This is a genomic window from Vicinamibacteria bacterium (genome assembly GCA_035570235.1).
Classification (GTDB): domain Bacteria; phylum Acidobacteriota; class Vicinamibacteria; order Fen-336; family Fen-336; genus DATMML01.
The window spans coordinates 162,499-185,997 of sequence record DATMML010000042.1; the positions used below are offsets into that span (position 1 = coordinate 162,499).

22 protein-coding genes are annotated in these 23,499 nt (G+C 71.0%); 2 read left to right on the forward strand and 20 right to left on the reverse strand.

Annotated elements, in window-relative coordinates:
• Nucleotides 1-12 precede the first annotated feature (12 nt).
• Nucleotides 13-939 carry a malate dehydrogenase gene (mdh, locus tag VN461_07880; protein ID HXB54686.1) on the reverse strand — a complete coding sequence of 309 codons (927 nt, stop codon included), beginning with the start codon at nt 937-939 and terminating at the stop codon, nt 13-15.
• A 110-nt stretch (nt 940-1,049) separates the two neighbouring features.
• On the opposite strand from mdh, the gene icd reads away from it, so the two are divergent.
• A complete protein-coding gene (gene icd, locus VN461_07885; protein ID HXB54687.1) occupies nt 1,050-2,348 on the forward strand; it encodes an NADP-dependent isocitrate dehydrogenase in 1,299 nt (432 codons plus the stop codon).
• A gap of 16 nt (nt 2,349-2,364) precedes the next feature.
• Here the strand turns inward: icd and hemG are convergent, their stop codons facing one another.
• From hemG to VN461_07950, 13 genes are all read right to left on the reverse strand, one after another.
• Entirely contained in the window at nt 2,365-3,753 is a 1,389-nt protein-coding gene (hemG, locus tag VN461_07890; protein HXB54688.1) for a protoporphyrinogen oxidase, read from the reverse strand.
• Nucleotides 3,750-4,760: a ferrochelatase gene (gene hemH / locus VN461_07895; GenBank protein ID HXB54689.1), complete on the reverse strand. Its 1,011-nt coding sequence runs from the start codon at nt 4,758-4,760 to the stop codon at nt 3,750-3,752. The genes hemG and hemH overlap by 4 nt, the downstream gene beginning before the upstream one ends.
• Before the next feature lie 2 nt (nt 4,761-4,762).
• On the reverse strand, nt 4,763-6,202 hold the full coding sequence (gene hemN, locus VN461_07900; protein ID HXB54690.1) for an oxygen-independent coproporphyrinogen III oxidase: 1,440 nt from the start codon (nt 6,200-6,202) through the stop codon (nt 4,763-4,765).
• Nucleotides 6,199-7,347, reverse strand: a complete 1,149-nt coding sequence (hemE, locus tag VN461_07905; GenBank protein HXB54691.1) for a uroporphyrinogen decarboxylase — start codon at nt 7,345-7,347, stop codon at nt 6,199-6,201. Before hemE ends, hemN begins: the two co-directional genes overlap by 4 nt.
• Nucleotides 7,340-8,659, reverse strand: coding sequence for a glutamate-1-semialdehyde 2,1-aminomutase (gene hemL / locus VN461_07910; GenBank protein ID HXB54692.1), 1,320 nt, complete (start codon nt 8,657-8,659; stop codon nt 7,340-7,342). The genes hemE and hemL overlap by 8 nt, the downstream gene beginning before the upstream one ends.
• A 20-nt stretch (nt 8,660-8,679) precedes the next feature.
• Nucleotides 8,680-9,666, reverse strand: a complete 987-nt coding sequence (gene hemB, locus VN461_07915; GenBank protein ID HXB54693.1) for a porphobilinogen synthase — start codon at nt 9,664-9,666, stop codon at nt 8,680-8,682.
• Entirely contained in the window at nt 9,663-10,457 is a 795-nt protein-coding gene (locus tag VN461_07920; protein ID HXB54694.1) for a uroporphyrinogen-III synthase, read from the reverse strand. Before VN461_07920 ends, hemB begins: the two co-directional genes overlap by 4 nt.
• A complete protein-coding gene (hemC, locus tag VN461_07925) occupies nt 10,457-11,434 on the reverse strand; it encodes a hydroxymethylbilane synthase (protein ID HXB54695.1) in 978 nt (325 codons plus the stop codon). Before hemC ends, VN461_07920 begins: the two co-directional genes overlap by 1 nt.
• On the reverse strand, nt 11,421-12,713 hold the full coding sequence (gene hemA, locus VN461_07930; protein ID HXB54696.1) for a glutamyl-tRNA reductase: 1,293 nt from the start codon (nt 12,711-12,713) through the stop codon (nt 11,421-11,423). Before hemA ends, hemC begins: the two co-directional genes overlap by 14 nt.
• Nucleotides 12,714-12,719: 6 nt before the next feature.
• Nucleotides 12,720-13,532: a cytochrome c biogenesis protein CcsA gene (ccsA, locus tag VN461_07935; GenBank protein HXB54697.1), complete on the reverse strand. Its 813-nt coding sequence runs from the start codon at nt 13,530-13,532 to the stop codon at nt 12,720-12,722.
• A gap of 157 nt (nt 13,533-13,689) precedes the next feature.
• Entirely contained in the window at nt 13,690-14,232 is a 543-nt protein-coding gene (locus VN461_07940) for a hypothetical protein (protein HXB54698.1), read from the reverse strand.
• Between the two features lie 97 nt (nt 14,233-14,329).
• A complete protein-coding gene (serA, locus tag VN461_07945) occupies nt 14,330-15,916 on the reverse strand; it encodes a phosphoglycerate dehydrogenase (GenBank protein HXB54699.1) in 1,587 nt (528 codons plus the stop codon).
• 377 nt (nt 15,917-16,293) lie between these two features.
• Complete coding sequence (locus tag VN461_07950; protein ID HXB54700.1) at nt 16,294-17,466, reverse strand: cysteine desulfurase family protein; 1,173 nt, start codon at nt 17,464-17,466, stop codon at nt 16,294-16,296.
• A gap of 129 nt (nt 17,467-17,595) precedes the next feature.
• Here VN461_07950 and VN461_07955 point away from each other — a divergent pair, with 129 nt between their 5' ends.
• The gene (locus VN461_07955) at nt 17,596-18,030 is read left to right on the forward strand and encodes a hypothetical protein (protein HXB54701.1); all 435 of its coding nucleotides are present in this window, start codon (nt 17,596-17,598) and stop codon (nt 18,028-18,030) included.
• A 1-nt stretch (nt 18,031) separates the two neighbouring features.
• Here VN461_07955 and VN461_07960 read toward each other — a convergent pair whose 3' ends face one another.
• From VN461_07960 to VN461_07985, 6 genes are read right to left on the reverse strand one after another with little or no spacing between them, the layout of a single operon-like run.
• Nucleotides 18,032-18,355: a hypothetical protein gene (locus VN461_07960; protein ID HXB54702.1), complete on the reverse strand. Its 324-nt coding sequence runs from the start codon at nt 18,353-18,355 to the stop codon at nt 18,032-18,034.
• Nucleotides 18,352-19,572, reverse strand: coding sequence for a pyridoxal phosphate-dependent aminotransferase (locus VN461_07965; protein HXB54703.1), 1,221 nt, complete (start codon nt 19,570-19,572; stop codon nt 18,352-18,354). The genes VN461_07960 and VN461_07965 overlap by 4 nt, the downstream gene beginning before the upstream one ends.
• A complete protein-coding gene (gene coaD / locus VN461_07970; protein ID HXB54704.1) occupies nt 19,569-20,108 on the reverse strand; it encodes a pantetheine-phosphate adenylyltransferase in 540 nt (179 codons plus the stop codon). The genes VN461_07965 and coaD overlap by 4 nt, the downstream gene beginning before the upstream one ends.
• Complete coding sequence (gene rsmD / locus VN461_07975; protein ID HXB54705.1) at nt 20,105-20,680, reverse strand: 16S rRNA (guanine(966)-N(2))-methyltransferase RsmD; 576 nt, start codon at nt 20,678-20,680, stop codon at nt 20,105-20,107. The genes coaD and rsmD overlap by 4 nt, the downstream gene beginning before the upstream one ends.
• A gap of 55 nt (nt 20,681-20,735) precedes the next feature.
• Nucleotides 20,736-22,820 (reverse strand): ATP-dependent DNA helicase RecG, encoded by a 2,085-nt coding sequence (gene recG / locus VN461_07980; GenBank protein HXB54706.1) that lies wholly within the window; start codon nt 22,818-22,820, stop codon nt 20,736-20,738.
• 51 nt (nt 22,821-22,871) lie between these two features.
• Nucleotides 22,872-23,474 (reverse strand): hypothetical protein, encoded by a 603-nt coding sequence (locus tag VN461_07985; protein HXB54707.1) that lies wholly within the window; start codon nt 23,472-23,474, stop codon nt 22,872-22,874.
• Nucleotides 23,475-23,499 lie beyond the last annotated feature (25 nt).

Sequence of the window (23,499 nt, forward strand, 5' to 3'; positions counted from 1 at the left end):
CGTCGCCGCGGTCTAGAGCTTCAGGACGTCCACGAGTTCCTTGACCGCGTCCGCGGAGCGGTGGAGCGCCGCCCGTTCGGCCTCCGTGAGCTTGATCTCCCAGATCTTCTCCACCCCCCGTGCCCCGAGCTGGGCGGGGACACCGACGTAGAGGCCCTTGATCCCGAACTCCCCCTCCAGGTAGCAGCAGCAGGGCAGCACCTGGTGCTTGTCCTTGAGCACCGCGGCCACCATTTGCGCGGTCGCGGAGGAGGGCGCGTAGTAGGCGGATCCGGTCTTCAGGAGGGAGACGATCTCCGCCCCCCCCGCGGCGGTGCGCTTCACGATGGCCTCCACCCGCTCGGGCGGCAGCAGCTCGGTGATGGGGATGCCGGAGACGGTGGAATAGCGGGGCAGGGGCACCATTGTGTCGCCGTGGCCGCCCAGGACGAAGGCATGGGTGTTCTCGACCGAGACCCCCAGCTCCTGGGCCATGAATGTGCGCATGCGGGCGCTGTCCAGCACCCCCGCCATCCCGAAGACCCGGTGCTTGGGGAGGCCGGAGACCTTGTACGCCACCTGGCACATGGCGTCCAGGGGGTTCGAGACCACGATCAGGATGGCTTGCGGCGAGTGCCGGAGGACGCTCTCCGTGCACTCGCGGACGATCTTGTAGTTGGTGTTGAGCAGGTCGTCCCGGCTCATGCCCGGCTTGCGGGCGATGCCGGCCGTGATCACCACCACGTCGGAGCCGGCGGTGTCCTTGTAGTCGTTGGTGCCCACGACCCGGGCGTCGGACCCTTCCACGGGAGTGGCCTCCTGGATGTCGAGGCCCTTCCCCTGGGGCATCCCTTCGATGATGTCGATGAGGACCACGTCCGCCAGCTCCCGGTCCGCGATGCGCTGGGCCAGGGTGGCGCCCACGTTTCCGCCGCCGACCACGGTGACCTTCCTGTTCATGTCAGAGGCTCCTTCCCAGCGCGATTCTACCCTCCGCCCCGCCCGCCGCACCAGAGACGGCATGCGGCCCAAGAGGCGCTCCGCTAGAATGGACCGGCCAAGGAGGCGCGATGCCCTACAAGCTGGTGACGGTGCCGGACGCGGGGGAGAGGATCGCCTTTCGGGAGGGCCGGCTGCAGGTGCCCCACCAGCCCATCGTGCCCTTCATCGAGGGGGACGGCACCGGCCCCGATATCTGGCGGGCCAGCGTGCGGGTCTTCGACGCCGCGGTAGCCAAGGCCTACGCGGGGAAACGCAGGATCCAGTGGATGGAGGTCTTTGCGGGCGAGAAGAGCCAGGAGCGGTTCCAAAGCTGGCTGCCGGACGAGACGGTGGAGGCTTTCCGCGAGTTCCTGATCGGGATCAAGGGCCCCCTCACCACCCCCGTGGGGGGCGGCTTCCGCTCCCTGAACGTGGCTCTGCGGCAGCTGCTCGACCTCTACGTCTGCCTGCGGCCGGTGCGCTGGTTCAAGGGCGTGCCCTCCCCGGTCAAGCATCCCGAGAAGGTGGACATGGTCATCTTCCGGGAGAACACGGAGGATATCTACGCGGGCATCGAGTTCGAGAGCGGGTCAAAGGAGGCCCAGAAGGTCCTGGCCTTCCTGGAGGAGACGTTCCCCCTCCTGTATAAGAAGATCCGCTTCCCCGCCACCACCGCCCTCGGGATCAAGCCCGTCTCCCGGGAGGGGACGGAGCGGCTGGTGAAGGCGGCCGTGCGCTACGCCATCGCCAACCGCCGGAAGAGCGTCACCCTCGTCCACAAGGGCAACATCATGAAGTTTACGGAGGGCGGCTTCCGAAGCTGGGGCTACGCCACCGCCGAGGAGACCTTCCCCCAGGAGACGTGGAGCTGGGAGCGCACCGCCCGTGTCAAGGAGGAGCAGGGAGCGGCAGCGGCGGCGGCCGCGGAGAAGGCGGCCGCGGGCCGGGTCATCATCAAAGACGCCATCGCCGACATCACCCTCCAGCAGGTCCTGACCCGCCCCGACGAGTTCGACGTCATCGCCACCCCGAACTTGAACGGCGACTACCTCTCCGACGCCCTGGCCGCTCAGGTGGGCGGAATCGGCATCGCCCCCGGCGGCAACATCAACTACGAATCCGGTCACGCCGTCTTCGAAGCCACCCACGGCACCGCCCCCAAGTACGCGAACCAGGACAAGGTGAACCCCGGCTCGGTCATCCTCTCCGGGGAGATGATGCTCCGCTATATGGGCTGGACGGAGGCCGCGGACCGCATCGTGCGGGGGATGGACGGGGCCATCGGCAACCGCGCCGTCACTTACGACTTCGCCCGCCTCATGGAGGGCGCGCGCGAGGTCTCCTGCAGCGGCTTCGCGGACGCGGTCATCGCCCACATGGGGACCTGACCGCTCCCCGGGACCCCTAGTCCGGGGAGAGGCGGCTCAGGATGCGCCCGGCGAGGGGCCCCGCCTCCGCCACGCAGGAATTGATGGCCACGCCCCGGTAGGCGCAGCCCGCCAGGTAGACTCCGGGATAACGCTCGAGCCGCGCCTCCGCCCGCGCCAGCCGGTCCAAATGACCCACGGTGTACTGGGGGATCCCGCGCGGGTGCCGGTATATCCGGACGAAGACGGGATCGGCGTCGAGGCCCATGGTGGTCTTGAGGTCCTTCCGCACGAGGGAGAGGAGGGCGGCGTCGTCGAGGGCGAGCACCTCCTCGTCGTGGGCGCCCCCGATCATGGCCCGCAGGAGAACGCGACCGGAGGGGGCGCGCCCGGGGTAGATGCTGGAGTCCCAGAGGACGCCCAGGATCCGCGGGCCTTCTCCTCGGGGGATCAGGAAGCCGAAGCCGTCCAAGGCGCGCGGCAGGCTCGACTCCAGGTAGCCCAGGCAAGCCACGGCCAGGGGAGCGCTCGGGATCCCGCGGAGGAGGGAAGCGAGCTCCTTGTCCAGCCCCTCGACGATGCGGGCGCTCTCCCCCGCGCCCCCCGTGAGGACCACCGCGTCCGCGGCCACCCTCCCGCCCCCGTCCAGTGCGAGCTCGTATCCGCCGCCTGCGGGCGTGAGGCCGCTCACGAGGACGCCGGTCTGGAGCGCGCCCCCCCGGGCGCGGGCGAGGGCCCGCACCAGGGTTTCCGTCCCTTCCCGAAAGGAGGTGAGGCGCCCGCGGGGAGCGCCCCCGGGCTCCCTTCTCTTGCCTTTCCCCTTCTTCCACATCTTGGCGAGAAGGGCACGGAGGAGACCGCCGTGGTCGGTCTCCATCTGCCACAGGGCCGGAAAGCAGGCCTTGAGAGAGAGACGCCGCGAGTCGCCCCCGAACACTCCCGACACCATGGGGTCGACCAAGACCTCCGCCGCCTGCCGCCCGAGGCGCCGGGAGGCAAAGGCATGGATCGTCTCATCGCCATCCGGTCGCGGTCGGGCCAGGGGCTCGAGGGCCAGGCGCAGCTTTCCCGACCACGACAAAAGGTCGCTCGCGAGGAACGCTCCCGGACCGGGGGGCAGGGGATGGAGCCGGCCCTTCCGGAAGATGTAGCGCCTCCGGGCGCGGTCGTGGCTCGGGAGAAGCTCGCCCTCCAGGCCCAGTTCCCGGACAAGGTCCAACGTCTCGGGCACGCTGTCCAGGAAGCCGTTCGGTCCCGCCTCCAAGAGATACCCGCCCGCTATCTCGCTCCGGATGTTCCCTCCCGTCCGGGGGGAACGCTCCAGCACGAGTCCCTCCACGCCGCGGGCGCGGCCGCCCTTCTTGTCGAGGGCCTGGGCCAGAGCCAGGCCGGCCACGCCGCCCCCCACGATCGCCACCCGTTTCACGGATGCTCCTCGAGGTGCCGCTCCACGAGGCGGGCCAGGGCCTCGATGAAGAGGGGGTGGGTGCCCAGGGGCTCGCTGCGGCGATAGTCCGTGATTCCCGCCCGCCGGGCCCGGTCCGCGAAGAGGATGTCGATCTCGTAGAGGGTCTCGATGTGGTCGGAGACGAAGGAGAGAGGGACGACCAGGACCTCCCGGACGCCCTCCTCCCCCAAGAGGTCCAGGATCTGGTCCGTGCCGGGGCCGATCCACTTGACGGGCCCGGTCCGGGACTGGTAGCCGAGGAGGTGCCGGTTGCCGAGGGCGAGGCGCGCGAGGACCCCTTCCCGGGTGGCCTCCGTTTCGCGCACGTAGGGGTCCCCGGCCGCGACGAGCTTTTGGGGCAGGCCGTGGGCGCTGAAGAGGAGCACCACCCCCTCCCGCCTCTCGGCGGGGAAACCCAGGAGCGCCCGACGCACGGTGTCCGCGAGCGCGTCGAGGTAGGTCGGATCCGTGGCGTAGGAGGCGATGCCGGTCACCCGGAAGCGGCCCTCCCAACCCGGCCGGGAGAGCCATCGCTGGAGCTCCCGCTCCGACGAGCCCGTGGTCGCCCTCGAGTAGTGAGGATAGAGGGTGAGGGTCACGACCCTAAGGATCCCCTCCCCGGCCAGGGCCAAGAGCGCCTCCTCCGTCGTGGGGTGCCAGTAGCGCATGGCGATGACCGTCCGGAATCGCGCGCCCCCGCGGCCGAGGCGGGCCTCCAGGGCTTCGGCCTGGGCGCGGGTGAAGCGGAGCTGGGGCGAGCCCCCCCCGATGAGCGCGTAGTTCCGCCGCACGAAGGGGCCGCGGGCCTTGGCGATGAGGCGGGCCAGGAGGGGCTGGAGGGATCTCCCCAGGGGAAGTTCGATGATGTCGCGGTCCGAGAAGAGGTTGACGAGGAAGGGCTCGACGGAGGGGAGGTCCGGCGGTCCTCCCAGGTTGAAGAGCAGGACGCCGACCGGCCGCGCCGAACCCTCCGCGGCCGGGCCCATCCTCAGATGGTCCGGGAGAAGACGGGCTTGTCAAGGGTCCGCGCCCGCAAGTAGCGGTCGAAGACCATGCAGAGGTTGCGGACAAAGAGCCGCCCCTTGGGGGTCACGAGCAGGCCCTCCCCCCCCACCTCCAGGAAGCCGTGGGCCACCGGGCCCGCCCGAAGCTCCGCGAGCTCGGGGGCGAAGTAGCGGTCGAAGTCGATGCCGAAGCGGGCCTCCACCCGGGCCCGCTCCAGGTGAAAGTTGCACATGAGCTCCGTGATCACGTGGGCGCGGAGCTCATCGTCGGCGTCCAAGAGGTAGCCGCGCTCGATCGGAAACCGCCCTGCCTCGAGGGCCGCGTAGTAGACGCTGAGCTTCTTGGTGTTCTGGGCGAAGGCCGCACCCACGCGACCGATGGCGGAGACGCCCAAACCGACCATGTCCGCGGCCGGTCGCGTCGTGTACCCCATGAAGTTCCGGTGCAGCCGTCTCTGCTCGGCCGCCCGCGCCAGCTCGTCCTCGGCGAGCGCGAAGTGATCCATGCCGATCTGCCGGTAGCCGGCGGCCAGGAAGCGCTCCATGGCCTCGAGAAAGAGCTCGATCTTCAGCTCCCGCGAGGGCAGGTCCTCGGGGCGGATCCGCTTCTGGTTGCCCCGGATCCAGGGCACGTGGGCGTAGGAGTAGACGGCCACCCGGTCCGGGCGCAGGGCGACCACCGCCTCCACCGAGCGACCGAAGGAGGCTCGGGTCTGGAAGGGGAGACCGTAGATGAGGTCGACGTTGATGGAGGCGTAGCCGAGCGAGCGGGCCACCTCGAACAGGGCGCGGGTCTCGAGCTCGCTCTGGATGCGGTTGATGGCCTGCTGCACCTCGGGCGTGAAGTCCTGCACGCCCAGGGAGAGCCGGTTGAAGCCCAACTCGCGGAGCCGCTCGATCTGCTCCCGGCTGGTGACCCGGGGATCCACCTCGATCGCGACCTCCGCCCCCGGCTGTACGTCGAAGTGACGCGTCACGGCCTCGTGGAGGGCCGTCATCTGGGGCACCGAGAGGTAGGTCGGCGTTCCGCCCCCCCAGTGGTACTGCACGACCCGCCGGCGCCCCTTGAGCCGCGCGGCCAGCATCTCGATCTCGCGCTTCAAGTAGCCGAGGTAGTGGGCGGCCACCTCGCGCCGGCGGGTGATGATGACCATGCACCCGCAGAAGGAGCAGCGCTCCTCGCAGAAGGGCAGGTGGAGATAGAGGGAGAGGGGCTCCTCGGCCTTCTCCGCGGCCGCGTCGAGCTGCCGTCGGTAGGCGGCTTCGTCGAAGGAGCCTGCGAACTCCACCGCCGTGGGGTAGGAGGTGTAGCGCGGGCCGGGTCGATCGTACTCGCGCAGAAGGTCCGCGGTCACCGGGACCCCCATGGGGTCGGAGCCGGAAATCCGACCCCGCTCGTCGGGTGAGGTCTTGCCCATCGTCATGGCGCGCTCCTCGTGGAAAGCTCGCGCACCGCGTCCACGAGCACCTGCGCGTGGTCGGCCGGGGTCACGGGCAGGATCCCGTGGCCAAGGTTGAAGACATGCCCGGGGGAGGAACCGGGGCGCTCGCCCTCCCCGGAACCCTCCTCTTTTGAGCGGGCCTCGCGCAGGATCGCGGCCGTGCGGGCGCGGATCAGGGCGGGGGGGCCGAGCAGCACCGCGGGATCGAGGTTTCCCTGGAGGGCGATGCCGGGGCCGAGCCTCCGGCGGGCGGCGTCGAGCCCGATGCGCCAGTCGAGGCCGAGCACGTCGGCCCCTACCTCCGCGCAGCTCTCGAGGAACCCGCCCGTTTCACCCCCGTAGTAGAGGCGGGGCGGGGGCCCGCCCTCCGGGGCCGGCCCGAGAGAAGCCACCGCCTCAAACACCCGGCGCGCGTAGGGAAGGGCGAAGGTTCGGAAGTCCGCGGGGCTCAGGATCCCGGCCCAGGTATCGAAGAGCATCGCCGCCTGGGCGCCCGCTTTGACTTGCTCCCCCAGGTAGGAGGCGACCACCGCCGCGCACTTCTCGAGCAGGAGGTGGGCGGTCGCGGGGTCGGAGAAGAGGAGGCCCTTCCAGGCGGCGAAGGACTTGGACCCGCCCCCTTCCACGAGATAAGCGGCCATGGTGAAGGGAGCCCCCGCGAAGCCGATGAGGGGCACCGCCCCCCCGAGCTCGCGCCGGATGAGCCGCACGGCGTCCAGGACAAAGGGGGTGGCCTCCTTGGCGTCGGGGGTGCGGAGCGCCACCACGTCCGCGCGCCCCTTGACCACCCCCAGGATCACGGGGGCGGGCCGGAACTCCACGGGGACGCCCATCCCGGGCAGCGGGATCAGGATGTCCGAGAACAAGATGGCGGCGTCGACGCCCAGGCGCCGCACGGGCTGAAGCGTCAGCTCGCAGGCCAGCTCGGGCGTGCGGCAGGAAGTCAGGAAGTCGTGCTTCGCGCGCAGGGCCTGGTACTCGGGGAGGTAGCGCCCCGCCTGGCGCATGATCCACACCGGGGTGCGCTCCACCGCCTCCCGCCGGCAGGCGCGGAGGAAGAGGGGCGCTCGCGAGGGGGTCGAGCCCGGGCGCGCGGGGGAGGGAGCGGGGACGGTGGCCTCAGGCAAAGGCCACCTCGAGGGAGGCGAGGGCGGCGGCCACGGTTTCCTTTACCTCGGCCTCGCTGTGGGCGGCGGAGAGGAAGTTGGCCTCGAACTGCGAGGGGGCGAGGTAGTGGCCACGGTCGAGCATGGCGTGGAAGAAGCGCCCGTAACGCGCGGTATCCGATCGCGCCGCCACCGACCAGTCCGTCACTTCCTCCGAGTTAAAGAAGAGCGTCCACATCGAGCCCACGCGGGCCAGCCGGCAGGCCCAGCCCCGCTCCGTGATGGCGGCCGCGAGCCCGGCCTCCAGCGCAGCTCCCCGCTCCTCGAGGCGGTGGTAGAGGTGGGGGTCGGCCTCGATCGCACGGAGGGTGGCCAGGCCCGCGCTCATGGCCAGCGGATTCCCGGAGAGGGTGCCCGCCTGGTAGACGGGGCCGGCGGGGGCGATGAGCTCCATGAGGTCGCGGCGTCCGCCGTAGGCGCCCACGGGCAGCCCCCCGCCGATGATCTTGCCCAGGGTGGTGAGGTCGGGGCGCACGCCATAGCGGGCCTGGGCGCCCCCCGGCCCGACGCGGAAGCCGGTCATCACCTCGTCAAAGATGAGGATCGACCCCTGGTCCGTGCACAGCTCGCGCAGCCCCTCCAGGAAACCCGGACGCGGCGCCACCACCCCCATGTTCCCCACCACCGGCTCCACGATGACGGCCGCCACCGCTCCCGGATGCTCCCGGAACCGCCGGTCGACGCTCCCGAGGTCGTTGAAGACCGCGGTCAGGGTGTCGCGGGCGGTGGCCTCCGTGACCCCGGGGCTGTCCGGGGACCCGAAGGTCGCCGCCCCCGAGCCGGCCTTGATGAGGAAGGAGTCCCCATGACCGTGGTAGCAGCCCTCGAACTTGACGAGCTTGGGGCGCCCGGTGGCGCCGCGGGCCAGGCGCAGGGCGGACAGGGTGGCCTCGGTGCCGGAGTTGACCATGCGCACCATTTCCAGGGAGGGGACGAGATGGCGGAGCGTCTCCGCCATCTCCACCTCCAGCCGCGTGGGAGCTCCGAAGGAGGTCCCAAGGCCCGCCTGCGCGCGGATCGCCCCCACCACCGCGGGGTGGGAGTGGCCGAGGATCAGGGGTCCCCAGGAGCCCAGGTGGTCGATGAAGACGTTTCCGTCCTCGTCCCATACCCGCGCGCCCTCGGCCCGGGCGATGAAGAGGGGCGTGCCCCCCACCGCGCGGAAGGCGCGGACCGGAGAGTTGACGCCGCCGGGGAGCAGGGTCCGGGCCCGCGCGAAGAGGGCCCCGCTCTCGCGCGTCTTAGGCGGGGTCGCAACCGTGATCGGGCTCATGGCAATCCGGCCGGCGCCCCTCAGGCGAGGAGCCGCGCCGCCTCCTTGGCAAAATAGGTCAGGATGATGTCCGCCCCCGCCCGGCGGATGGAGATGAGCGCCTCCATCGCGACCCGGGTTTCGTCCAACCAGCCGTTCCGCGCCGCCGCCTTGATCATGGCGTACTCGCCGGAGACGTTGTAGGCGGCGAGGGGAACCTGGAAGCGCTCCTTCACGCGGTAGACCACGTCCAGGTAGGCGAGAGCGGGCTTCACCATGACGATGTCCGCCCCCTCCGCGAGATCGGCCGCCACCTCCCGCATCGCCTCGTCCGTGTTGGCGGGGTCCATCTGGTAGCCGCGGCGGTCGCCGAAGGCGGGGGCGGAGCCGGCCGCCTCCCGGAAGGGCCCGTAGAAGCCGGAGGCGTACTTCGCGGCGTAGGAGACGATCACCACGTCCGCGCGGCCGGCCTGATCCAGGGCGCCCCGGAGGGCGCCCACCCGTCCGTCCATCATGTCCGAAGGCGCGACCACGTCCGCCCCCGCCGCCGCATAGGCCAGGGCCGCCTTGGCCAGGAGGGGGAGGGTGCGGTCGTTGTCCACGTCCAGCCGCCCGTCCGGCCCGGGGGCGAGGGGCCCGCAGTGGCCATGGTCTGTGTACTCGCAGAGGCACACGTCCGCCCAGAGCGAGAGTTCCTTCAGCTCGCGCCGGAGGGCCCTCAGGGCGCGGGGCACCGGCCCGTCCTCGGCCGAGGCACCGCTGCCCTCGGCGTCCTTCTTCTCGGGCAGTCCGAAGAGGATCACCCCCGGAACCCCGAGGGAGGCCAGTTCCCGGCACTCCTCGAGGAGCCGGTCCACGCTCATCTGGTAGCAGCCGGGCATGGCCGCGATCTCCCGGCGCACGCCCTCCCCCCCGCACACGAAGAGGGGGGCCACCAGGTTGTCCGGGGAGAGGCGGGTCTCGCGGACCAGGCGCCTCAGGGTCTCGTTCCGCCGGAGGCGCCGCGGACGATGGATGGGATAGCTCATGGGGCGACTCCTTGCTGAGGGGAGAGAAGAAGCACGAGCGCCTGGGCGAGGTTTCGGGCCGAACGCTCCGCCGCTTCCAGGTCGGGGGGCGCACCCAACGACTTGAGGGCGGCGGAGGTGGTGGGCCCGATGCTGGCGATCCGCGTGCGCCCCGAGAGGTGTGCGAGGTCGGCCCCGCCGAGGATCGCGGCCAGATTGGTGGCGCTCGAGGGGGAGAGGAAGCAAACGGCGGCGATGCGTCCCTCGTCCAGGAGCCGGGAGAACTCCGCGACCGGGGCGGGCGGGGCGGACCCGGTCTGGTAGGCGACGGGGTCGACGACGCGCGCGCCCCCCGCCGTGAGCGCCTCGCGAAGCTCGGGTCGAGCGAGGTCGGAGCGGGGCCAGAGGACGCGGAGCGGCCTCCCCTCCGCCGCGGCGAGGAGGGCCGCCGCGAGCGCCCGGGCCCCTGCCTCCGCCGGCTGGAGGTCCGCGAGGAGGCCGCAACCGAAGAGGGCGGCGGCCGTGGCCGGCCCCACGACAGCCAGCCGCGGCCTCCGAGCGGCCGCCGCCCACGCCCGCGGCCACCCCGGTCGACGGCAGAGGGCCTCCACCGCGTGGGCGCTGGTGAAGGCGAGCCAATCGAATCCCGAAAGCTCCTGAAGCGCCTCCTCGAGGGGACGCCCGTCGGACGGGGGCTGGATGGAGATCGTGGGCAGGAAGAAGACCTCGAGGCCCCCCGCCTTGAGCCAGCCCGAGAGGGAGGCCTCCGGCCCCTCCTCCCGGGTGACCACGACCATGGGCCGGGCGGACATCAGGCCTCGAACCCGGCGGGGCCCGCGTGCAGGGCCCGCACCCGGGCCAGGATGGGGGCGGCGCCCTGCCGAAGGAGCCGCTCCCCCAAGGCCTCGCCCAGGGCCCGCGCCTCCGCCTCCCCGCCGACATCGCGGGCCTCGCTGTCCCGCACGACTTCGCCCCCCTCCACATCCGCCACCAGTCCTCGGAGGGTGAGGCGGCGTCCGGCCAGGGTGCCCAGGGCGCCCACCGGAACCTGGCAGCCTCCTTCGAGGCGGGCGAGCAGGGCCCGCTCGGCGGCGGTGGCCAGGCGCGTGGGCTCGTGATCGAGGGGGGCCAGGAGACCGGCCACCTCCGGCTCCCCGGCCCGGATCTGCACGGCGATCGCGCCCTGGCCCGCCGCGGGCAGGAGAGCCTCCGGCTCGAACACCTCGGCGATCCTCCCCTCCAAGCCCAGCCGCAGGAGCCCCGCTCGGGCCAGGACGATCGCGTCGCACTCGCCGCGCTCCAGCTTCTCGAGGCGGGTGGGGACATTCCCGCGCAGGTCGATGACCCTGAGATCCGCCCGCAGAGCCAGGAGCTGGGCCCGGCGCCGCAGCGAGGAGGTGCCGATCCGCGCTCCTTCCGGCAGGGCCTGGAGGCTTGGGGCGACCTTGGAGAGGAGGGCATCACGGGGATCCTCCCGCACGAGCACCGCTCCCAGCTCGAGCCCCTCTGCAATCCCGGTGGGAAGGTCTTTGAGGCTGTGGACGGCGACGTCGATCGTTCCCCTCCGGAGGGCGTCCTCGATCTCCCGGGTGAAGGCGCCCCGTCCCCCGATCGCGGCCAGGGCCGCCTCCGGCCGCTTGTCCCCCAGGGTGCGCACGATGACCCGCTCCACGCCCAGCCCGGCGTGGCCGGCCCTCAAGCGGGCGACCACGTGGTCGGCCTGCCAAAGCGCGAGACGACTGCCCCGCGTTCCCACCCGCAGCGTATCGCGGGCGCTAGGTCCCGCCATCCATCTCCTTTTCTCCGCGGCCCTCGCCGCCTAGGGCAAAGAGGTCCTGCAGGGCGCGGAGGCGCGAGAGGCCCGCCTCCGACGCCAGGTCCAGGGCCTTGAGACGCGTGGTGGGCAGATGGAGCAGCCGGTTGACGAGGGACCGGGTGAGCCGATCCACCTGCTCCTGCTCGTGGGGCGCGAACTGCCGGAGGCTCTTGCCCACCTCCTCCGCCCGGAGCCTCTCGAAATGGTCCCTGAGCTCGCGCAGGAGGGGTGTCGCCTCCAAGCCGCGGAACCAGGCCAGGAACCGATCGCACTCCTCCTCCACGATGGCCTCCACGCGCGCCACCTCGCGCTGGCGCCGGGCCAGGTTCTGGTCCGCGATCGCGCGCAGGGCGTCGATCGAGTAGAGGAACACGTTTTCCTGCCGGGTCCCCAGGGGGTCCACGTTCCGGGGAACCCCCAGGTCGACCAGCACCAGGGGCCGGTGCGGCCGCTGCCCCATGGCCCGCCCGACCGCCTCGGCGGTGATCAAGTGACCGGGGGCCCGGGTGGCGCACACCACCACGTCCGCCTGGGGCAGAAGCTCCCCGATCTCCGAGAGCGGGAAAGACGCTCCCTCCACCTCGCGCGCCAGCGCGTCCGCCCGGGCTTTCGTCCGGTTGGCGATCCAGAGCGCGGCCGGCCGCTTCTCTGCAAAGTGTCGGGCGACCAGACCGCCGGTCTCCCCCGCCCCCAAAACCAGCACGCGCCCGCGGCGCAGATCGCCGAAGACCTTCATGGCCAGGCCGACGGCGGCGGACGCCACCGACACCACCCCCGCCGAGATCCCGGTTTCGGCGCGGGCCCTCTTCCCGGCGTGGACGGCGGTGGTGAGGAGACGATCGAGGAGCACTCCTCCCCTGCCCTCCTCCCGGGCCAGGGCGTGGGCATCTTTCACCTGCCCCAGGATCTGCATCTCGCCCAGCACCATCGAGTCCAGGCCGGCGGCGACCCGGAAAAGGTGCCGCGCCGCTTCCCCCTCGCCGTGGGCGTAGCGGTGGGGCGACGGCGAGAGGAGGTCGGCGCCTTTGATCCGCGAGACAAGGGTGCGCAGCCGCTCCTCGGCCGCGAGGGGGTCGGTGGTGAAGGCGTACAGCTCGGTCCGGTTGCAGGTGGAGAGGACCATGACCTGGTCGAGCCCTTCGCCCCGCGCCTGGCGCAGGAGCGCCCGGACCTCCTCGGGCCCGAAGGCCAGCGCCTCCCGCACCTCGACCGGCGCCGTTCGATGATTCATGCCGAGCAGGAAGAGTTGCATGGAGCCTCAGGCGAAGACGTGGAAGGCGGAGAGCCGGGCGGCGAGGAAGGAGAAGACCAGGAGGGCGAAGCCCACGAGGGAGACCGCAATCGTGCGGCGGCCCGTCCAGTGGAGGCCGTGGTGGAGAAGGAGGACGACGAGGTAGACCGTCCAGACCGCGACCGTGAGAAGGAACTTGGGGTCCTTGGCGAAGCCGGGGAACTCCGACGCCGCCCAGAGCGCCCCGAAAATGACGGTCGCGGTGAGGAAGACGAGGCCGAAGGCCACCGCCCCCAGGCTCATGCGAGCCAGGACCTCGAGGGGGGGGAGGCGCTCGTAGACGAGGCCGAAGCGGCTCTTCTTGAGCTCGTGGTAAAGAAGCAGGAAGAGGAGGCCGTAGACCGCGGACGCCGCGAAGGCGGTGTAGCCGAGCACCGCGGTGACGGTGTGGAGGGCGAAGAGCGGGCTCCGCAGGACGGAAGGGAAGCTTCCGGTCGAGATGAAGGCGGATGAGAAGGTCTGGAAGAGGAACGAGAACGAGATGAGGAACATCCCCGTCTTGCGCACCTTGCTCCGCCACTCCACGAAGAGGTAGACGAGGGCGAGGGCGAAGGCCACCGTGGTCATGACCTCCGCGGTGGAGGCGAGGGGGACGTGTTCGTAGAGGGCGGTGCGGAGGCCGATGAACAGGGCGTGCAGGCCCAAGATGCTCTCCATGAGGACCCGGGCCGCACGGGCCGCGAAGGGGTCCTCCCGAAAGAAGTCAACCGCGTAGGCCACGACGGCCAGCGCGTAGAGCATGGGCAGCATCGTGTTCAACAGCTTTATGGTCGCGTCCACGGCGCGCTCCCTTTTCGGCCCCCTTCCGCTCGCGAAGGCGAGGCCGTCGGCGTCCGCGAGCGCGGGGGAGAGATCGCGGGGGACCGCGGTCCGCCCCGACGGAGGCGGGCGCCGAGCTAGAACGGTTGAGGTACGGGCGACGGATGAGCCCGAGGGCTCAGGCGGGGGGCGGGCGCGCGAAGAGCGGGACGAGGAAGCGGGGCGCGAGGGGACCCACCCCGGCCTCGAGGAGCGTGAAGGGAGATCCTTGCGGCGTGAACAGGCGGGCGCGCCGCTCCGCCCAGCGGGCCCAGAGGAGGCCCGCGGCGAGGGCGAGGGGCCCGGCGGAAGCCGGCAACACGAACAGGAGGGGAGGGGGGACGGGACCCTCCATCCGAGCCCCCGGCGCGGAGGCGGGAGCCGTCTGGTGGATGAGGAGCACCAGGGTCCAGAGGGCGAGGGCCTTCCGACCCCAGAAGAGGGGCACGCCCCTCCGGCGCAGAGCCAGGAGGGTCAAGAGAAGGAGCGCGCCCACGCCCCAGCGGAAGGCCACGCCCCACTCCAGCAAGCGCCCCTGGGAGATCCGAAGCCAAAGGAGCCAACCGTGAAGGGCGGAGAGAGGAAGAACGAGGGCGGCGGCCGCGAGCGAGAACAGGGGGCGGCCTTGGAGCCCGAAACCCCCGGAGTGGGCCGTGAGGCGGACCGGGCGCGACCCCGTCATGCCTTGGACCTTACACCTTAGACGGGCGGGGCGCAAGGTTCGGCGGGTCCCGGGACGCGCGGTCGGTTCTCTCCGCATCCCGGAAGGGGAGGCCCCATCAGCCGAGCTTTAGAAAGCGGGCCTCCCGGATCCCCGCCAGCTGCGGCAGCTCCGCGAGGACCTCGGCCGAGACCTCGCTGTCAACTTCGATCAGCATGACCGCGCGCCCGCTGCCCGGCTTGCGGCCCAGCCCCATGCGCGCAATATTGATCTTGCGCTTGCCCAGGAGCGTCCCCACCTCCCCCACCACGCCGGGGGTGTCCTCGTTCTTCACGAGCAGGATGTTCCCCTGGGGGATCGTGTCCACCTCCACCCCGTCCACGTCCACCAGCCGCAGGTGGTTCCGGCCAAAGACCGTGCCCGCCACCGAGAGGTCCTCCTCGCTGGTCTTCAGTCGGAGGGCGATGAGGTTGGCGAAAGCCATGTTCGCGGAGGAGGTGGACTCCAGGATCTCGACTCCCCGGTCTTTGGCGAGGGCGAGGGCGTTGACGAGGGTGACCCCTTCCGCCAGCGTCGGACGCAGGACGCCGTTGACGGCCGCGGAGAGAATGGGCTTGGCATCGAACTCCCGCAGGTCGCCGTAGAGGCCGAGCTCGATCCGCTCCAGCGAGCCCCGGCAGACCTGGCCCAGGAAGAGACCGAGCCGCTCCGCCAGCTCCATGGCCGGCCGCACCTGATCGTAGAGATCCCCGGAAAGGGAGAAGAAGTTCACCGCCTGCTGGATCACGCCTCCCTTGAGGTAGTCGCGGACCTGGATCGCGATGTCGGTGCCCACCCGCTCCTGGGCCTCCCGGGTGGCGGCCCCGATGTGGGGCGTGGCCACCACCCGCGGGTGCTGGGCCAGCCGCCAGTCCTGGGGCGGTTCCTGGCCGTGGACGTCGAGGGCCGCCCCCCCCACCCGCCCGCTCTCCAGCGCGGAGAGGAGCGCCTCCTCGTCGATGAGCTCGCCCCGGGCCGCGTTTACGATGCGGAGGCCGGGCTTGGCCCCCGCCAACTCCTTCTTGCCGAGCAGATGGTGCGTCTCCCGGGTCAGGGTGGTGTGCAGGGTGAGGAAATCAGAGCTCTGCAGGAGCTCGTCCAGGCTTCTGAGCTTGACGTGGGCCTGCTCCGCCACCGACGGGGAGACGAAGGGGTCATGGGCCGCGACTTCCATCCCCAGGGCGCGGCAGCGGGCCGCCACCTCGCGTCCGATCCGGCCCAACCCCACCACCCCGATGCGCTTGCCGCTGAGCTCCACCCCCGCGAAGCTCTTCCGGTCCCACTTGCCGGCCTTCATGGAGGCGTCCGCCTGGGGGATGTTGCGGGCCAGGGCGAGGAGGAGGGCCATGGCGAGCTCGGCGGTGGAGATGAGATTCCCCCCGGGCGAGTTCATGACGATGACCCCCCGCCGGGTGGCTGCCGCTAGGTCCACGTTGTCGACCCCCACCCCCGGACGGCCGATCACCTTGAGGCTCGTCGCCGCCTCCAGGACCTCGCGCGTCACCTGGCTGCCGCTACGAATGAGCAGAGCCTCGTAAGGGGGGATCCGCTGGGCGAGCTCCGCGGGAGGAAGCGCCTTCATCACGTCGACCGTCCACCCCTCGGCGCGGAGGATCTCGAGGCCGCGGTCGGTGATGCCCTCCAAGACCAGAATCTTGTAGCTCAAACCAAAGACCTCAAAGAAGAGAGCGAGCCGCCGCGTCTGCCGCCCGGCCGCTCGTAGTTTAATCTGTTAGCGGCTCCTGGGCGGCTCGTCCGTCGCGCGGGAGCAGCGCTCTCCCCTACTCCCCGAGGGCGCGGAGAGCGCGAAGAGCCCCCGTCGCAGGCCGGGTACGGGCCCCTTCCGGGCCTCCGATCCTTCCACAGAAACTGTGGAAAACCCTGTGGAAACTCCGCGTAAGGGCCAGTCTAATTCACTGTCACACAACTTCTTGGAGCGATCTGCACTCTGTGACAGCAGCATGACGAAGGCACGCGATTTGCGTAATTGGAGTTTCGAACGACGTGGTGTCGAGCGGAGGGGCCGGACGCCCTCTTGCGTCCTCAGCCAAAAGCGGGTGTGGCCCGTGAGCGGGCCCCGTCCACCGCTTCCCCGAGGGCACCGACCACGTAATCGATTTCTGTGTCCGTGGTGAAGCGCCCCAGTCCGAAGCGCAGGGCGGTATAGACCCGTTCGTCGGGGAGGCCGAGGGCCCGCAGGACATGAGATCCCTTCCCCCCCGCCTCCGAGCACGCCGCTCCCGACGAGATCGCGAGGCGACCTTGGAGAGAGAGGATGAGGGTCTCCGCTTCGGCGCGGGCAATGGAGACGTTCAGGTTTCCGGGAAGACGCGGCTCGGCTGCCCCGTTGAGCTCCACTCCATCCAGGCGGGCGCGCAAGGCGGAAAGGAGACGATCCCGCAGGGCGCGCACTCGCTCCGCCTCGCCCGAGGCCAGAGCCTCCCCGGCCAGCCGGGCGGCGGCGCCAAAGCCGACCAGGCCGGGCACATTCAGGGTCCCCGCGCGGAGGCCCTTCTCCTGCCCGCCCCCCTCGATCTGGGCCTGGAGCCGCACGCGCGGCCTCCCCTTGCGGACGTAGAGCGCGCCCACGCCCTTGGGGCCGCACATCTTGTGGGCGGAGAGGCTCATGAGGTCCACCCTCCAGGCCCCAACGTCCACGGGGACGTGCCCGAGGGCCTGCACGGCGTCGGAGTGGAAGAGGATTCCCCGCTCGCGGCAGACCTCGCCCACCTCGGCCACGGGCTGGAGGGTTCCGATCTCGTTGTTCGCGGCCATGAGCGAGACGAGAACGGTGTCGCTGCGCAGGGCGGCCAGGACCGCCGCCACCTCCACCACCCCCTCCCGCCCCACCTCGACGCGGGTAATGGCAAAACCCTCCCGCTCCAGGCTGCGGCAGGGCTCGAGCACCGCCGCATGCTCGATCACGCTGGTCACGATGTGGCCTCCGCCCGCGGCCCGAGCCCCCATCGCCCCCTTGAGCGCCAGGTTGTCCGCCTCCGTTGCTCCGGAGGTGAAGACGATCTCGTCGGGGGAGGCGCCCACGAGCGCCGCCAACTCGGCGCGCGCCTCCTCGACGGCCCGGTGCGCTTCCTGGCCGAAGGCATGGGCGCGTCCGGAGGGATTGCCAAAGCGCTCGGTGAAGAAGGGCAGCATGGCCGCGAGCACCGCGGGGTCGAGAGGCGTCGTGGCGTGGTAGTCGAGGTAGGTCGGCCTCATCGAAGCATGATAGCGGAGAAACACCCGAACGCGCCAAGTCCAGCAAGCGGACGACCTTTGGGCCTGTACGCGCCGTCACAACCCTCCCTGGCGCGGAGTCGTATAATCCAGCGAGAGGGAGAAACGACAATGCGGAAGAGCGCGGCGTTCGCGATCCTGGCGGTGGCGATGGCGGGAGCGGCCTGGGCGCAGGAGGCCAAGGACGAGGAAGAGGCCCGTTCGGAGCCCGTGCGCCGGATCCGGGTCCTGCAGAACCCCTACGACATCTCATCCTTCTATCGCTCCGACCCGAGCGCAAACTACTTCGGATACCAGGGCCCGAGCCTCGACTACCGCGGGCCCTACTCCGTGGCCGGCTTCTACCGCTCGCAGCAGTCTCCCACCTACCCCCCCGCGGCAGGCCCCTACGCCTATGGGCGGTTCTGGAACAGCGGATACGGGCGGGGCGGAGTGGTCGTGGGCTTCCGCCGCCGGATCGGCCAGAACGGCGACCTCTTCCTGCTCGCCCCCACGTTCCTAGCCCCCGTGGGGCCGCTGGCGGGCGCGTTCTTCGAGGGGCGTTAGCTCAGCCGTCGAGCCCCAGGACCTGCCGCACCGTCCGGCCCACCTCGCGCAGGAAGCGATCCGCGTAGCTCGTGAGGGGGCCGACGGTCTCGTCCCGCTCCATCCTCTCCACGCGGCCCATGGGATAGAAGACGGTCGTCAGCCCGATCACGCTCTCTTCCTGGCGGGCCAGCTGCCGCATCCAATCGTCGAAGGCCACGAGATCGAGGCCCCGGACCACCACCCCCGCCGGCTGGAGGGAGAGGAGCAGTCCCCACACCCTCTCCTTGGGGCTGTGGAGGTAGAGGATTACGGGCGCGCCTTCGGATAGATCCAGCCCCGTCATTCGGCGGGCGGCGCCTCTCCCCGGCGCTCCGCCAGGAAGGCGGTGATCCTCTTGGCCCCTTCCCGCAGGTCCTCCAGAGAGCGGGCGAACGAGATCCGGATGTAACCGGGGGCGCCGAAGCCCTCCCCGGGAACGACGGCCACGCCCTTCTCCTCCAGCAGCCGGCGCGCCAGCTCGAGGCTGGTCGGCATCTCGGGGGTCAGGTAGCGCGCCAGGTTCGGAAAGAGATAGAAGCCTCCCTCGGGCTCCACGCAGGTCACGCGGGGGAGGGCGGCGATGGCGGGGTGGAGAAAGTCGCGGCGGCGCCGATACTCCGCGACCAGGCCCTGCACGAACTTCTGGGGACCGGTGAGGGCCTCGATCGCGCCCACCTGGGCGAAGGTGGTGGGGCTCTGGGTGCTGTGGGAGGCCAGGGCCGCGCAGGCGTCCACCAGGGCCTTTGGCCCCAGGACCCAGCCGATCCTCCAGCCCGTCATGCAGTAGGTCTTGGACGTGGTACCGATGATCACCAGGCGATCCCCCACCGAGTCGCGCAGGGTCTGCAGCGCGGAGGGATCGGGACGGTCGAAAACGAGCTGGGAGTAGGTGTCGTCGTAGAGGAGCGTGAATTTCCGCCGCTGCGCCATGTCTCCGATCACCAAGAGCTCGTCGGGATCGATGAGCATGCCGGTGGGGTTCCCGGGGCTGTTCAGCACCACCGCCTTGGTGCGGGGTCCGGTGGCCTTGCTGATCATGCGGGCCGAGATCTTGAAACCGTCCTTCTCCTGGGCGGGGACGAAGATCGGGCGCGCCCCCGCTAGGCGCGCGGCTTCCGCGAAAGTGGGCCAGTAGGGCGAGGGAATGACGACTTCGTCCCCCTTGTCGAAGAGGCATTGGCCGGCGAGGTAGAGGGCCTGCTTTCCGCCCACCGTGATAGCGACCTCTTCGGGGGCGAAGGAGAGCCGGAAGTCCTTCTTGTAGCGGCTGGCCACGGCCGCGCGCAGCTCGGGCAGGCCGGCCGAGGGAGCGTACTTGGTCTTTCCCGCCTCCAGGGCGGCGACGGCCGCGGCCAAGATGTGGGGAGGAGTGGGCTGGTCGGGCTCCCCCACGCTGAAATCGAAGACCCACACCCCCTTGGCCTTCATGGCCGCGGCCAGCTGGGACACCGCCACCGTGGGGGAGGTGTGCAGCTTGAGCACGCGCGCGGAGAGGTCGGTCGCGGACCCGGTGCCGGTCATCGGACCCGCCGGCGCCGGCGCCGGCTCTGGGGGGCGACGGAGGCCAGGCCTTGCTTCTCCCCCAGCCGGCGCTCCACCACCGGCGGCACCAGCTCCCGCACCGAGCCCCCGAGCTGGAAGACCTCCTTCACCAAGCGGGAGGAGACGTAGGAATAGCCCTCGGCGGCCATGATGAAGATGGTCTCGATGCCCGGGTTCAAGCGGCGATTCATGAGCGCGAGCTGGAACTCGAACTCGAAGTCCGAGATCGCGCGCAGCCCCCGCACGATGACGGAGGCCCCCGCCTTCATCGCGTAGTCCACGAGGAGCCCGGAGAAAGTGTCCACCCGGACCCGGGGATTGCCGCGGTAGGCCTCGCGGATGATCTCCACCCGCTCCTCAACGCTGAAGAGGGGCCGCTTGTCGGCGTTGTTCAGGATCGCGATCACCAGCTCGTCGAAGACGGAGAGGGCGCGGGCCACGATGTCGATGTGGCCGTTGGTGATGGGATCGAAAGAGCCCGGGAAAACAGCCAGCGATTTCGGCTTGCGGTTCACGGCTCCCCCCCCGGTGCCCGCTCGCGGTAGAAGCTCAGACGCTGATCGCCTACCCGGACCAAGCGGGTCCGGACGAGGCCCCCTATTGTCTCCGGGAGGGCGCGCTTTTTGAAATGCTCGGCCACCGCCACCCCCTCCGCGGCCAGCAGGCCCGCGGAGGCGAGCCCCTCCAGAAGCGGCTCGTAAAGCTCGCTCGCGTAGGGCGGGTCCAGATAGACGATGTCGAAGCGCGCGCCCTGGGCGGCGAGGCCGGCCAGGCAGAGCCGGGCCTCTTGACGGAAGACCAGGACCTCGCCCCCCGCCCCCTTAAGGGCGCGCGCGTTCTCGCGAATGGCCGCCACCGCGGCCGGGTCCCCGTCCACGAGGACCACCCGCGCCGCCCCCCGCGACAGCGCCTCCAGGCCAATGCCGCCGCTGCCCGCGAAGAGGTCCAAGAAGCGGCAACCGGGCAGGGCGGGGGCGAGGATGTCGAAGAGCGTCTGCCGGACCCGGGCGCCCGTGGGGCGGGTGAGGAGGCCCTTTGGCGCGGCGAGCCGGCGGCCCTTCTCGCGGCCCGCGATGATCCTGGGCACGCCGGATACGATACCGCCGGAGGGGGACGGCGTCCACGGTTCCTGGCCGCGCGCCCTACCCGACCTGGGCGAGCCCGAACCGCCGCTCCCAACCGCCCTGCTCGAGGAAGGCTCGGAGGGGGCCTTCCGGGGAGGCCTCTTCGAGGCAGCGGAAGGCCTCGACCCGGGCTCGCTCCAAAAGGTCGCGGTCCCGCAGCAGGCGGCCCACGCGGAACGCGGGCAACCCCGACTGGCGGGTGCCGAAGAAATCCCCGGGCCCGCGGATCTCCAGGTCCTTCTCCGCGATCAAGAACCCGTCCGTGGTCGCAACCATCACCTCCAGGCGGGCGCGCGCCACCTCGGAGAGGCGTCCGTGGGAGAGGAGCACGCAGGTGGAGGGGCCTCCCCCTCGGCCCACCCGGCCCCGGAGCTGGTGCAGCTGGGCGAGGCCGAAGCGCTCGGCGTGCTCGACCACCATCACGGTGGCGTTGGCCACGTCCACCCCGACCTCGATCACGGTAGTGGCCACCAGGACCTGGATCTCTCCGCGGCCGAAGGCGGCCATCACGGCTTCTTTCTCCCCGCTCTTGAGCCGCCCGTGGAGCAGCCCCACCCGCGCTGCGGGCAAGGCCGCCCGCCACTCCGCGGTCATCTCCACCGCCGCCCGCACGTCCTCGAGCTTCTCGGACTCCTCCACCAGGGGGTAGACCACGTAGGCCTGGCGCCCGGCCGTGATCTCGCCCCTCACCAGGTCCAGCACCGCCCGGCGCTCCGAGGCCGGGCGGTGCAGGGTGCGGACGGGCGTGCGCCCGGGAGGCTTCTCGTCCACCACCGACACGTCCAGGTCGCCATAGGCGGTGAGGGCGAGGGTGCGGGGGATGGGGGTGGCGGTCATGACCAAGACGTCCAGGGCGTAGCCCTTGCGCATCAGGTCCTCGCGCTGCAGGACGCCAAAACGGTGCTGCTCGTCGATGACGGCGAGCCCCAGGGCGCGGAAGACAACGCCCTCCTGGATGAGGGCGTGCGTGCCCACCGCGATCTGCGTCTCCCCCGAGGAGAGCCGGGCGAGGACGGCGGTTCGCTCCTTGCGCGTGAGGGCGGAGGTCAAGAGCTCCACGCGGTAGGGGCTCTTGGTGAGCAGGCGGCGGAAGGTCAGGAAGTGCTGCTCGGCCAGGATCTCGGTGGGGGCCATGAACGCGGCCTGGTGGTCGTTCTCGAGGGCCACCACCATGGCGAGCAGGGCCACCATGGTCTTGCCCGAGCCGACGTCGCCCTGGATCAGCCGATTCATGGGATGGAGGGACCGCATGTCGTCCGCGATCTCCTTTAGCACGCGCTTCTGGGCCGCGGTGAGGTGGAAAGGGAGAATGCGCTTGACCACCTCCCGCGTGCGGTCCGTGATCTGGAAGGAGATGCCCTTGCGGGCCCCCCGGAGCCCCTTCCTCCTCCGGGCCAGGCCGAGCTGGAAGAGAAAGAACTCTTCGAGGATGAGCCGGAGGTGGGCCGGGCTGCGTGAGTGGTTCAAGGCCTCCAGGCTCGCCTCCGGCCCCGGACGGTGGACGCCGCGCAGGGCTTCGGCCCGCCCGGCCACCCCCAAGCGCTCCCGCACCTCCCCCGGCAGGGGGTCCTCGAGGTCGTCCGGGATCTGCTCGGCCAGGTGGGTCAGGATCCGGCGCAGCACCTTCCCGGAGAGCGGCCCCCGCTTCTCATAGATGGGAACGATGCGGCCGGTGTGGACCCCGGGAGCGTCGTCGGCGGCCACCACCTCGTACTCGGGGGAGGACATGAGCAGGCCGCGCCCCCGTGCATCTCGTTCCACCCCCCCGAAGAGGAAGACCCGCTGACCGCGGGGGAGCACGTCCTTGAGGAAGGGCTGGTTGAACCAGAGGACCTTGAGGCGGCCACTTCTGTCCTCGACCCGCACCTCGTAGAGGGTCATGCGCCGGGCCCGGCGAAGGCCGGCCACGGTGATGGTGCCCGCAATCGCGACCTTCATCCCCGGCCGCAGATCGGCGATGCGGGCGAAGCTCCGCCGATCCTCGTAGCGGAGGGGGAGGTGGTAGAGCAGGTCCTCGAGCGTGAGCACCCCGCCCTGGGCGAGCGCGGTCGCGCGCTGGGGCCCCACCCCCTTCACGTACAGGACGGCCGTCCCCAGGTCCATGTTCGCCCGCCCGATCATCCCACGGGGGGGGCGAAGGCGGGGTCCAAAGCCTCAGAACTCGAACACCGCCTGGCCGGGCTGGAGCCGAACCCGCTTGAGCGCGTAGGGCAGGCGGAAGGGGGACTGGATGTCGAACCCCTGCGGGTTCTCGGGGGTGCGGGTAGCGGAGGAGATGATCTGGGCGAGGAAGGAAACGGGGATCGGGAAGGCCCCCAGGCGCACCTCCTCGAACTGCAGGCTGGCGAAACCGTCCTTGCTGGGGAGACGCCCCTTGAGCGCGGCCGGCACCGTGCCGCTCAAGAGGGCCAAGGGGTTGAAGAGGCCCTGGGTGGGCGGTCTCCCCTGCACACGGTCCAGGTCCACCAGAGCCCGGGCGACTAGCCTCTCCGCCTCGAAGTGGACCTCCAGGTTGGAAACGCCGGGCGGCATCTTGACCACCAGGTTCAGGTACGAATTCAGCTGGGCCTCCGTCACCAGGACGCTCTGGTAAGGCGCGAGCCCGCCGGCCTTGAACCGCCGGTCGAGCTCCTCGAGCTGCCGGGCGAGCGCGTCCGCGTCGGCCCAGGAGAGCCCGGGCCGGGACGGAGCCGGCCGCGAGGGTTCCGCGTTCTGGGGGGAGAGAAGAAGGAAGAGACAAAGGCTCGCGAGCGTCATCGCTACCCCGGATTATAGGCGGCCC